At 36.1% G+C, this 12134-nt stretch carries 7 protein-coding genes and 4 pseudogenes; 3 read left to right on the top strand and 8 right to left on the bottom strand.

From position 1 onward, the window contains the following. Nucleotides 1-50: 50 nt before the first annotated feature. The 5 genes and pseudogenes from AASI_RS04830 to AASI_RS04805 form a co-directional block, all read right to left on the bottom strand. Nucleotides 51-874, bottom strand: a pseudogene (locus tag AASI_RS04830) (IS982 family transposase). A gap of 96 nt (nucleotides 875-970) precedes the next feature. Further along, nucleotides 971-1730 (bottom strand): IS5-like element ISCaa13 family transposase gene (locus AASI_RS08195; RefSeq protein WP_148204961.1). Its coding sequence is split into 2 segments (ribosomal slippage): nucleotides 971-1408 and nucleotides 1410-1730, totalling 759 coding nucleotides; the frame shifts between segments, so codons are not numbered across the junction. Nucleotides 1731-1889: 159 nt separating this feature from the next. Further along, on the bottom strand, nucleotides 1890-5363 hold the full coding sequence (locus tag AASI_RS04815; RefSeq protein WP_012473068.1) for a sodium:solute symporter family transporter: 3474 nt from the start codon (nucleotides 5361-5363) through the stop codon (nucleotides 1890-1892). Nucleotides 5364-6079: 716 nt separating this feature from the next. Further along, nucleotides 6080-6775, bottom strand: a complete 696-nt coding sequence (locus AASI_RS04810; protein ID WP_012473066.1) for a hypothetical protein — start codon at nucleotides 6773-6775, stop codon at nucleotides 6080-6082. Nucleotides 6776-6810: 35 nt separating this feature from the next. After that, the gene (locus AASI_RS04805; RefSeq protein ID WP_012473065.1) at nucleotides 6811-7302 is read right to left on the bottom strand and encodes a hypothetical protein; all 492 of its coding nucleotides are present in this window, start codon (nucleotides 7300-7302) and stop codon (nucleotides 6811-6813) included. A gap of 97 nt (nucleotides 7303-7399) precedes the next feature. Between AASI_RS04805 and AASI_RS08190 the strand changes: the two are divergent. Together AASI_RS08190 and AASI_RS04790 are read left to right on the top strand one after the other, a co-directional pair. Beyond that, nucleotides 7400-8205, top strand: a pseudogene (locus tag AASI_RS08190) (transposase). Between the two features lie 58 nt (nucleotides 8206-8263). After that, nucleotides 8264-9358, top strand: a complete 1095-nt coding sequence (locus tag AASI_RS04790; protein ID WP_012473063.1) for an IS481-like element ISCaa12 family transposase — start codon at nucleotides 8264-8266, stop codon at nucleotides 9356-9358. Nucleotides 9359-9452: 94 nt separating this feature from the next. On the opposite strand, the gene AASI_RS04785 is transcribed toward AASI_RS04790, so the two are convergent. Both AASI_RS04785 and AASI_RS08185 read right to left on the bottom strand, forming a co-directional pair. After that, on the bottom strand, nucleotides 9453-9731 hold the full coding sequence (locus AASI_RS04785; protein ID WP_083758873.1) for a group II intron maturase-specific domain-containing protein: 279 nt from the start codon (nucleotides 9729-9731) through the stop codon (nucleotides 9453-9455). Continuing rightward, nucleotides 9728-10519: pseudogene (locus AASI_RS08185) on the bottom strand (IS5 family transposase). Before AASI_RS08185 ends, AASI_RS04785 begins: the two are co-directional and overlap by 4 nt. A gap of 91 nt (nucleotides 10520-10610) precedes the next feature. On the opposite strand from AASI_RS08185, the pseudogene AASI_RS09110 reads away from it, so the two are divergent. Next, nucleotides 10611-11154: pseudogene (locus AASI_RS09110) on the top strand (Tn3 family transposase); the annotation flags it as partial. A 436-nt stretch (nucleotides 11155-11590) separates the two neighbouring features. Here AASI_RS09110 and rplS read toward each other — a convergent pair. After that, nucleotides 11591-11956 (bottom strand): 50S ribosomal protein L19, encoded by a 366-nt coding sequence (rplS, locus tag AASI_RS04765; protein WP_012473062.1) that lies wholly within the window; start codon nucleotides 11954-11956, stop codon nucleotides 11591-11593. Nucleotides 11957-12134 lie beyond the last annotated feature (178 nt).

The following is a 12134-nucleotide window of genomic DNA, read 5'->3' as shown; positions in this document are numbered from 1 at the left end:
GCCAACTGTTTTTGCTTAAGATTAGCACGCTACCTAATTAATCTAAGTTGCTAGTTGAGGAAAGCTTTGTTGATTTGGAAAGCTAACAAAAACAAGAATATTTTGATCAGAAAGCCTTGGAAGGTAACAGCATAAATCTTCCTTAAGAAAAGGCCTTTAATACCACTAATACTAGTCTCTATCACTTTTTGCATGCGCTCTTTGAGATAAGCCAGAGAAGGCGTATTCTGTCGATGAGCATTCGCTTTACGCTGAGAATAAAGCTTAATCCCTTCATCAGCCAACATATCTTCTAGATGGTAGTTGGTATAAGCCGAGTCAGCATATAATGCACTACCAGCAGGCAAACAGAAAGGTAATTGATGCAATCCTTTAACATCTGCTTGGCTGCCAGCCACAATTGAGAATTCAACCGGGATACCACTACTAGTTGTAACCAATTGCACTTTAATGCCATAAAAGTAACGGCGCATAGAGGCTTTGTAGCCTCGATAAGCCTCACCTTGCAATAATTTACATCGGCTGATATGTATGTTATCACACACAGGCACGGGAAAGGAATCCAACACAAAATCCTTACAAGTGGCTACTTGCTTGATTAAAGTGCCTATTGCTAAAAAAAGGTCGTTATCTCTTCTCCTATAGCGTGCAAACAGCGATTGCACCTACTTTTATCGAGCATGTTAGGGATAAGCCTAGTGGAATGCATAAACGATCGGGCTTTGTCAAGATGTCCGCCAAAGTATAAGGCTGAAACGATAGCTGTTGTTAACACTTCTGCATCCGACAATTTTCTTTTTTTATCTTCTTGGTAATGTAAACACTTGAGTAAGTCGTCAATAAATGGGTATATTGCTATTGATTGATCAATCATAATAAACTCCTGTTTATTAGTTTGTATAAAAACAAGATCAAAGGTTTTTTGTTTTTTACTTATCTATTACTAGCAATTTAGGTTAACTAGGGCGTGTCAACAAATAGCCCACAAAGAAGAAGCAGCCAAATAAATACCACCTAAAAAGTTGACCGCTAGATTATCATAGCGCGTGGCTATAGCTCGATATTGCTTTAAGTAAGCAAAGAAATGCTCGATCAAATAGCACCATTTATAGAGCTGCTTATCATAAGATCGCTTGTTTTTATGATTGGCTTTTGATGGTATGACTGCTACACAATTGCTCTTTTGTAATCTAGCTAATACTCTCTTTTGTGCATAATAAGCCTTATCAGCCAATAAAGCTGGGGCATTTACTTTTTCCAGTAATGCATCGGCTCCTTGCAAATCATGTGCCTCTCCACCTGTTAGGTGAAAGGCAATAGGCCTTCCTTTACCATCACATAATGTATGTATTTTTGTGCTTAATCCTGCTCGGCTACGGCCGATCGCTTGTTTGTTAAGGCTTTTTTTTAGCGCCTGCACTATGCTGTTGGGCCTTAACAATAGTAGCATCAAGCATATAATATGCATTATCGCTCTCTTGTAAAAGCACTTCAAATACTTTTTGCCATACACCTTTTTTACTCCATCTAGCATGCCGGATATGAACCACTCTAAAGTCTCCAAAGCGCTCAGGTAAATCACGCCAGGGTATACCAGCACGGTAACGGTATAAGACTGCTTCAACAAAGAGTCTATTATCCTTGGCTGTCGGTCCTACTGTGCCTGATCGGCCTGGCAAGAGATCTTTTATCTTTTCCCATTGCTGGTCTGTTAGTGCATAGCGTCGCATATATTCCTCCTATTTTTAGCTCTGCATACAGCCAACTTACTCTTTTATACCTAATTTGTCTTATATTTTAATTCTTGACACACCCTAGTAAACAATAAATTTCAATTTATTTACAGAATTTCTTCACATTAACAAGTTAAAAATCACAAAATATATAGCTTATTCTTCTTGATTTAAAACTTCAAAGCTACGTGCTTTTAATTCATCAGCAGCTTGCTGTAGGCCTAAATAGTGTGCTACAGGTACAAAGAACTGAAGTGTTTCTTCAGCAATTCCTTTTCGTTTTGCTAAGGATGAATGAAACTGTATAGTACGCATATTGTGCATTCTGTCTGCTAACTTAACGTATAACACACGTTTATCTTCTATTTCTAGTAACTGACGAATATTTTCGTGAGCAGCTAATTTTAGCTTATAAACTGTTTTCTCTCTACTATCTAAATGCGTAACACCATCTACAATTTGCTTTACATTGGTATTAAACATTAACTCTATCTGTGGCAAAGTTAAAGCCGTATCCTCCACAATATCATGCAATAATGCCCCAATAATGGTATCTATATCATCTGTATAATCTAAAATAATAGTAGCTACTGCTATAGGATGTAAATAAAAAGGTTCTCCTGACTTACGTTTTACCGGTCCATGATACTTTTTAATAAGCCTAATAGCCTTGTGAACCATTTTTAGATCATTTTCACTATCCACTTTCAGTGCTTTAAGAAAGCTTTGTTCTTGTTCTTTAGCACCTGGATAGTTTTCATCCGATCCCTGGATTTCGGCATCTGGTTCAAGTTCAGGAATATCCATTTCCTTAGGCCGAACACCCCGTATTTGTTGTGGAACTACATAGACTTGAGTAACACTATCATCTGTGATTTGTATAGCCATATATCCATAATGCGCTTGTAAGGTACGCTGATTAGAAATGATGCGTAAGCTATTTTTATCTGACGGAATTTCTAGTGTAGTTTGGTCCATACTATTAAGGTACAAGTCTTCATGCGCAGGTAGTTGGCTTTCCGTAGTAATAACAAATCGCAAAGCAGGTACTTTCTTGATGTATCCTTGAACTGAGTTCATAGAATAACCCAGCGTAGTATCTTCTATCCCTAATAAAATATTTTTTTCATTACTGTGTACATGTGCTTGCGCATAGAAAACTGCGTTAAGAAGCAACTTTTTTAGTTTATGGCTATCACATTCAATCTCATTAGCCTTACTTATGTTTTCAATTGTAAGCCGAGGCATAGATACTATATTTTCCAATTTAAGCACCTCTAAAACTTCATTAAGAAGGCTTTCCAAGCGAACACTAGTTACTTCTAATCGCAAATAAGCTGTTGCCCTGTGTGCTAGAGTAGCTAAATACTCATCAGTTAAAGCAACTCGTTGCTTGAAATTTGAAAGTATCTCTTGTAAATCCTTAGGAAGCGCACTGTTATTTAAATTTTGTAAGTATTGCCCTAGCTCTTTACCCAGTGCAACTGTTTGTTTCAATTCTTCTACACCTTCTATATCCAAAGACTTAATAAACCGCTCTTCATAGTTAAGTGCTTTTACTAGTTCTTGTGAAACTTCTTGATGGGTACTAAGCAGGTGGGTATGCTTTTCCTGTAAAAATTTTTTACTCTGCCTAAATCGAATGATAGCAATTAAAGACCCACTAAATAGCAATACTGTATAAAAAATCTTAAATTGTAGGGAAGCAACTGGCCCTTCTAAAAATATCTCGCCTCCATGGTTAGAATAAACCATATGGGCTATCAGTATACTACTTACACACGATATCGCTACTAGTAGCCACGGAAGTAACAATGTAGCAATAATCAGGTTTAACATAAAGATCATTACTTGCACTTGATGAAAACCACTCATCATTACTAAAATACCTCCTACTACAAAAAATAGGTAAGCAACACCAATAGGCCAAGCAAAAGCTATAAACCATTTTGCTTTAAATGTAGGAGGCCAAGCAGGATAAGTAATAAACATAGCAGTAGCTATCAGCGTAGAGTGAGAAATAAAATTATATAACACTTTATGCGTAACCACTACGGATGGAGGAACAGTGAAAAAGGAAGTATAGGTAGCTCCTATTATATAAATACCTACAAGCGTGTAAACTATTTCTTGTGCAGGTAAGTGCTTTTTCAAATAAAGATAAATTTCTGGCTTTTTAAGAGTCTTAATAAAATTGTTCCAAGCATCTCTACGTTTCTGGCGTACTAGCAGAAGTGGCTCTTTAACTTTAATGCCTACCCACCCCCCTTTTTCTTTAAGAATATAATGGCTGCTCATAAAGAAAATTAAATTAGCCAACATGGCAGGAATAAGGCTATCACTATTCTTAAAGAAGATACTCCACAAAATTACTGTAACAAAACCTGCTGCCATACCTATAATTACTGACCTGGTTTTACTACGAAAGCCAAAAATAGCTAATAAAAAAGGGACATCAATAACAGGCACATAAAAACTAGCAGAGAAGAGCAAAAGATCTAAAATATTTTGCATACTTAAGGCAAGCAACAAGGCACTCACCCCTAATCCTATAGAGGCCAATCTAATAATAACCATCGACTCTTTCCAAGAAGAATTAAATGGTTTAATAATGTCATTTGTAACTAGAATGGCAGCAGCATTTAAATTGGAGTCTGCTGTAGACATGGCTAGTGCCACAATACCAACAGCTATAAATCCTTTAAGGCCCGGATAAGCATAGTGAGCAATAATGTGATTAACTAAGTTCTTTGGATCTTCTACACTAGGGTCTGCTAATAATAGAATAGCAACCCAAGCAACCCCTAATACAATAAGTAACCTAATTCCTGCTGCATAAGTAAAGGAATCTCTTACTTGCTCGATATTTTTGGAAATGGCAATACGTTGAAATACAGGTGGACTAATAGTGGGTAAAGCAAAATAGATTAATAAGCCTAACATAGATAAAGTTTTGGTATTCCAACCAATGATTGCTTTCCAGCTAAATAAAGGGCTTGTTTCTAGTATAGCTGCTACTTGGTTTGGATTTTTAAGGTTATTCCAAATAACGAGTGCTAGAATAGGGATAAATATGCTAAATGTGATAAACTGAAAGATGTCAGTAATAGTTACTGACCGAATACCCCCAAATGCAGAATAAAAAATAACAATTCCAGCAGCAGCAACCGTAACCCATGGCCCTTCAAATCCCAGTAACAGTGTTAACATTTTGGCAATTACTTTAAATTGGACAGCTAATTGACCTATCGACTTTATTACACCAGAAATAGCAGTAATTACTTGTACAGCTTTGCCATATAAATCTCCCATAGCTTCAGCTATCGATACGTTATTCAAGAATTCACCCATGCGTACCGCTAGTACTTGTCCCATTAATAATAAACATAGACTTCCTGCAATAGCAACAATAATAAATTGTAACCCACTGGTATATATATTTTGTAGGGTGTAAAACATAAAGCCCCCACTGATCCAAGTAGCTACAATGGTAGAAGTAACAGTACCAGTAGAAAAAGCTTTGGTCCCAATAGCATATTCCCGTAAGTTTTTTACACGGCGACCAGCCAAGAAGCCTAGGATAAGATTTAACCCTAGAAAAAGACTAAATAATATAATATCCAGAGACATAATCAGTTAAGTATATAATAGTATGTTGATAATGAGTCTGAAATGTTAAGTATATTTTTATAGCTTACCAAACATTTATTAAATTATTTAAAAGAGTAAGTAAAAAATTGAAGGTATACTATACGCAAGTTTTTAGTAGACTTAGCGCGTACATTAAGTATAGTGTAGATATAGTGAGTGTATTTTGTTTATAAATCTTTTTTACTCTGTCTAAAAAAATTTGAATTTGTAGCAAAGCAACTGGCCCTTCTAAAAATATCTCACCTCCACGATTAGAATAAACCATATGCGCTATCAGTCTACTTACAGACGACATAGCTACTAATGGTCATGGAAGTAATAGTGCAGTATTAATCAGGTTTAACATAAAGATCATTACTTGCACTTGATAAAAACCACTCATCATCAATAAAATACCTCCTACTACAAAAAATAAGTAAGCAACGCCAATAGTCCAAGTAAAAGCTATAAACCATTTAGTTTTAAATATAGAAGGAGACTAAACATCTAAGCAAGATAGGTAATAGACTTCTTTCAAAACTATAGTATCACTTGTGTTTAGATAAGTTTCTGACTACTTTAATTTTACTTTCGAAAGAGGCCTAACAAACATAGCAGTAGCTAGCTATAAGGGTAGAATAGAAAACAAAATTATAACAATCTAAGCAACCATATTCTCACGCTAATTATGTATGGTATACGATATTGATTTAAATTTAAATATATTCTTCGGGTATATAAAAATGTTGTACGTTATCAGTAGCTGGGATTGGATTAGTTGGTGACACTTCGAACTCAACTAGATTCTCTTTAAGAGATTGAAAAAGACCCTTCATCTCTATTTCTTCTAAGAATTTTTTAATAGAATGTGTAGGTGTTCTTTCATACATATAACTACTTTGATAATATGTATCTTGGCGTATAGGAAAAGATCCTTCCTTATGATGTTTTAAGCTATAGTTAGAATCTCGACAACTTCCATCATCATAATCAACCTGTCTAGGAGAATAACCTGGCTCAAATAGATACAATTTATCGGCAATATGGTAAACAACATAATTAGGATCATAATATAACATATGATGTCCCAGTACATCTCCATCTTCATCGTCTATCTGACACTTGGCAACCACGCCAACAGCCCAGCGGCCAATAACTTCTTCAAAGGTTACACGAGGCTCCATGAACTTTTTAGAAGACTTTCCATACTCGTCCTCATAACTTTTATCCAAGTAATCCATTTCCCAAATGCGTACCATTGGCTTGCCTTCTCTTACAATTCTATCTCCGTATCTTGATTCTTTTTTAAAAGTTTCAGAGTATGGTGCCAAATAGATACCAAGAATTTCTGGGATATAGGGACTAATATTGTGTAAACGTAATTTAGATAAACATGCATAAGTCCTTAACATGCTTGGAAGTGATAAACTAGAAGCTGAAGCAACTCTTAGAGCAATTGCGCTACCTTCCGGCTTTGTAGTGTAGCACGACCCTGTATAAGTATAGCCTTAAAAACTCTATTTAACATTCCCTCTCCAACATATTCTATATTGCGATAGAAAGTATTAGTAATTGGAATATCAAATCTTACTAATTCTTGATTAGCAAGTTCTAAATATCTATCCTCTTGAGGCTGATTGTTAAACCTTTTTAAGTATTCTAATATATTTTGAAAAGAAATTGAGAGTTGTAAAGCTTCTAAAGTAAGGCTGTTTACTGGGTGTTCTTGTATACTTTTTGTTTGAAGATTTGTACTTGTTTGATGAGAAGGTAATAGCTTAGATTTCTCATTTGATAGCGGAACTCCAACATTAGCAGCAGCATTTTCTTCTCTATGCCTATCATTCTTTGAAATTGTTATTAATTGGGATGCTAGATGGGATGGAATTGGATGAGTGGGTTTAGGACTCGAACCATGATAACTTGCAATGGGCTGCACAAATTTTACTTTAGTAGACTAGAACTGCTGCGAAAAAGGTTGACAAAGAAGATAAAAAGGGTTAAGATGTAATTCTTATTATATAAAAGGAATAAGTATGCATTTAACCTACGCGAGGATAAGCAAACATCCCTATAACTTTATAAGAATAACTGGCTTGAGACTAGAAACCTTTGAGCAATTAGTTTTAAAAGTAAGGCCTCTCTTTGAAGAGTTAGAATCGAGCAAGCTGCGCCATGGTAGGATGAGTCATTTACCTACCTTGGAAGATAAATTGCTCTGTGTACTCATGTATTATCGCACTTATATTAGCCATGTGTTTTTAGGCTATTTGTTTAACTTACACAACCCTAACATATGCCGCTTGTTAAGAAAAATGGAGCCATTACTAGCTAAGAAGATTAGCATTAAAAAAATCGTAGCTTAACCTCAGATAAGGTATTGCGCATATTAGCAGATGTGAGCGAGCAGCCTACACAAAGACCTACTAAGAAGCAAAAGAAATCATATTCAGGCAAGAAAAAGCGACATACTATAAAAACAGAGATAGTTATTAGAGAAGATGGAAAGATACTCTCTGTATCCAAATCCCATAAAGGAAGAGTGCATGACTTTAAAATCCGTAAAGAAGAAAAGCTCTTACCTAAAGAAAGCTTAAAGCTAGCAGATAGTGGTTATCAAGGCTGGCAAAAACTACAGAGCAATGTCATGATTCCCTACAAAAAGAGCCGTAAGCGGCCATTAACCAAGGAGCAGAAAGAACATAACAGAAAGCTATCCTCCATACGTATGAAGGTAGAGCATAAGATAAGAGAGATCAAGGTATTTAAGATTATGTCAGAAGTTTACCGTAACTTTCAGAACAAATATAACCTGCGCTGTACTAGTTTAGATTTAAACTGACAGGTACAATAAAATTTATTATACTTGGAGTAAACCAAAAACTAAACTAGAGAAGAAAATGAACTTAAACCAGAAAATCATAAAACCTAAATTGGGTTTATTAGAGTTAGCAAAAAGGTTAGGCAATGTATCCTCAGCTTGTAAGACCATGGGCTATAGCCGAGATAGCTATTATCGCTTTAAGGAACTCTATGAGAAGGGTGGTGAAGAAGGGCTTTATGAATTAACACGTCGAAAGCCAATCCTTGCCAATCGAGTAGACCCTACTATAGAAAAGGCAGTACTGAATATGGCTATAGAATATCCAGCCTATGGACAAGAAAGAGTGTCCAATGAGCTAAAAAAGCAAGGTATACTTGTATCTGCTGGAGGAGTAAGATCTATATGGCTTCGCAATGATCTAAACAACCTTAAAAAGCGATTAACAGCTTTAGAAGCTAAGATGGCTCAAGATGGTATGGTTTTAACAGAAGCACAGCTAAAAGCTTTAGAGAATAAGAAGCAGCTTCAAGAAGCCCATGGAGAGATAGAGACGGCTCATCCAGGCTACTTAGGATGTCAGGATACTTATTATGTGGGTAATTTTAAAGGTATAGGTAAAGTATATGGACAAACTTATATTGACTCTTACACTAGAGTAGCAGAGGCTAAGCTATATACAGAAAAAACAGCTATAACTTCCGCTCATATCTTAAATGAGCGGGTATTGCCTTGGTATGCTGAGCAAGGAATACCTGTTTTGCGTATTATGACCGACAGAGGCACAGAATATAAAGGAACCTTAGAGAATCATGCTTATGAGCTGTTCTTAAGTGTAGAGGGAATAGAACATACTACTACTAAAGCCTACTCACCACAGACTAATGGCATGTGTGAACGTTTTCATAAAACAATGAAGACTGAGTTTTATGACACAGCTATGAGAAAAAAGATATATACCAGCTTAGAAGAATTGCAGCGTGATTTGGATGAGTGGTTATATTACTACAACAATGAGCGAAGTCATAGTGGAAAGTATTGTTATGGGAAAACGCCTATGCAAACTTTTAAAGACAGTAAGCACTTAGCCTTGGAAAAGAACAACGAGTTGTTGTATCTTTCTAGCACACCAGACAGGCTAGAGTATGCTGACAATTTGCATCCCCTGTTGTAATCTGTCTGTCAGTTTAAATCTTGACTTGTACAGGTGAGTAGACCGAGGTATTTCAACCTCAGCCCCTCTTAAAACGGTGCATGAACCTCTCAGCTCACACCGCTTCCACCATTTCAGCTTCTGGAAGTACTCCAAGTCTCCAATGTATGAATAGGTCTCGATTTTGACTCGCTATACGCTTCAGATATCCTCTGGCCCGTATGCTACTCTTCGCTAACTTTTTATACTTTCTCCTAACCCATTGTACTAGATACCAATTTATATGTTCCCATATCTTCCTCATTTCCAATGGATAGAATCTCCCATAATAGCCATACCACCCTCTTATCTCTGCATTATATTCGTTTGCAAGTTCTTCTAAGAGCCTGTTCATAATCTTAGTAGGCATATCCTCAGAAATGCTAGCACTACCATTTGTAAGCTTGTCGATAATCTTCTTTCACAGTTCTTCCATAAGCGCCGACATTTTTCCAATCAGCCAAAACTTCGCTCTACTATCCATCGCTTAGGTATTACCTTAAATTGATGCAATTCACTCCTTTTGGCTACTTTTACCTCCGATCCTTGAAGCACCTCTTTTACTTGATTGGCAAACACTTCTCCACGATAGCCTCCATCTGCTAGCACCTTCTTTACCTTAGCTAATTGCTCCTTGTGCTCTGTTAGCATACTTATTGCTCCAGCTCTATCTGTTTCACTAGCCTTTATGATATATATCCCATGGGGTAAGCCTTGGCTGTCTACGGCTATATGGCGCTTGATCCCCTTTATCTTTTTAGCTCCATCATAGCCTTTCTCTTTAGCTGTATCTGTATTTTTTACACTTTGTGCATCTACTATAACTAGGCTCGTTTGGGCTTGTCTACCTGATTGCTTCCTCAGGCGGGTAACCCTATTTTTTAATGCTTCTTCTAGAAAGCTTAAGCCATTTTCTTGCTTTTTACTCCATATCTGAAAATAAGCACCTACGGTAGGCCATTTAGGAAAATCTTTAGGCAATATTCTCCATTGGCAGCCTGTCTTGAGCAGATACAGTAAGCCAGAGAACACCTCTTATAGATCTACCTGGCGAGGTTTAGTTTTCTTGCGGGCTGATTCCAAGATAGGGCGTATAACTTCAAATTGTTCTCTATTAATATTGCTAGGATACCCTTGAGTCATAGATAAGCTCCTTTTTTATCAGATTATCGATCATTATCCTGACTAATGTAATAGCTGATAGCTTATTAAACAAAGTTTATGAACAGGCTCTAAGCATATCCAGCATCATTGGGATGATATCTTACGACTGTTACCTCTATCAAACAAGGGACTGTAACAGTTTCCTTAATAGTAAGTAAGTAAGTTATCCGCGTCAAAACAGACTTGCCATAGCCCTAAGAGAGCTGGGCCGGATTGGACGTAGTCCCTTTACCTTAGACTGGCTACAAAATGTGGAGCTGCGTCAGCGCGTTAACACCGGTCTTAATAAAGGATAAGCTAAAAATACCTTAGCAAGAGCTGTATTTTTTAATAGACGTGGCCAAATACGTGAGCGTAGTTTTGGAAACCAACGCTACCGAGCTTTTGGCCTTAACTTGGTAGTAGCAGCAATTATTCTATGGAATACAGTTTATTTAGAACAAGCTATCCAATTCTTAAAAGATCAAGGTCAGACTATTGATGAAAACCTGTTAAGTCATATATCTCCTCTTGGCTGGGAGCATATTAATCTGACAGGAGACTATCTCTGGCCAGCCAATAAACCCTTTGAAAAAGGTAAATTTAGACCCTTGCGTATTCCTATAGTTCATTAACGTGCTATAAATTCCGAATTCTGAGCCGACCCCTATATATTTATCTCAATTTCTTGAAATTTAGCAGGAAACCTAAATAGTTATTGTGAAAAGTTTACTTTAAGATAATAAGTAAAGCTAGTGTTATTGTAGTCAGGTAATATTCAATGCACATAGTCTTCAACAACGCTGACACTTATACCTATTAATCATTAAAAGTGAAGCTATATAGCTATGCTATAAACAATATAAACCTATTGAAACTGTGCAGAATCCCCACGATTGGTATAGCATAATATGCATATATACTTCAACTAGGCATTAAAAAACTATTGTACCAACGGAAAGAAGATATGAGAAGAGCATAGTAGAAGGCAATACTTAAAATATTACCTTCTCTACATAATAAAATTGTATTGACTGTGTAAGCTCCAGCAAACAGCTTTTTAATATTGATTTAAGCTTTTGAAGTGATCTTTGCTTTAATTCTAGCAGCCTTACCTTGTTTACCTTGCAAGTAAAACAACCTAGCTCTTCTAACAAGACCTTGCTGTTTAAGTTCTATTTTTTCAATAGTTGGAGAAAGCAGAGGAAAGATTCTCTCTACACCGATACCTTCAGATATCTTGCGTACTGTAAAAGTTTCACCATTTGTATTAGGGTTCCTTCTTTGAATAACTACCCCTTGAAACTGTTGTATACGTTCTTTTTTTCCTTCACTAATTTTAATATGTACATTAATGGTATCGCCTGCTTTAAAGTCTGGAAATTTTTTCCGCTGCTCTGTGTAGTCGATACCGACCATTTTAATTAATTCGTTCATGGTATGAGCGCTTAAATATGCTTATTAGAAATGCAAATATAAGATAAGAAATCAAAATATTGAACATATTTAAGCTATTAAAATGTAAAGTAATTTATGTTTATAGATTTTTTTATTAAGCATATACGTTGTATACGATAAACATAAAGGTTTATCCAAAATACCTATATCTTTGTTT

This window comes from Candidatus Amoebophilus asiaticus 5a2 (assembly GCF_000020565.1).
GTDB lineage: Bacteria > Bacteroidota > Bacteroidia > Cytophagales > Amoebophilaceae > Amoebophilus > Amoebophilus asiaticus.
This window is presented reverse-complemented; position numbering and strand designations above follow the sequence as displayed.

Coding starts and splice junctions, on each gene's coding strand:
- rplS (WP_012473062.1), bottom strand. CDS start 11,956: ATGAACGAATTAATTAAAATGGTCGGTATCGACTACACAGAGCAGCGG.
- AASI_RS04785 (WP_083758873.1), bottom strand. CDS start 9,731: ATGAACAGGCTCTTAGAAGAACTTGCAAACGAATATAATGCAGAGATA.
- AASI_RS04815 (WP_012473068.1), bottom strand. CDS start 5,363: ATGTCTCTGGATATTATATTATTTAGTCTTTTTCTAGGGTTAAATCTT.
- AASI_RS04810 (WP_012473066.1), bottom strand. CDS start 6,775: ATGTTAAGGACTTATGCATGTTTATCTAAATTACGTTTACACAATATT.
- AASI_RS04790 (WP_012473063.1), top strand. CDS start 8,264: ATGAACTTAAACCAGAAAATCATAAAACCTAAATTGGGTTTATTAGAG.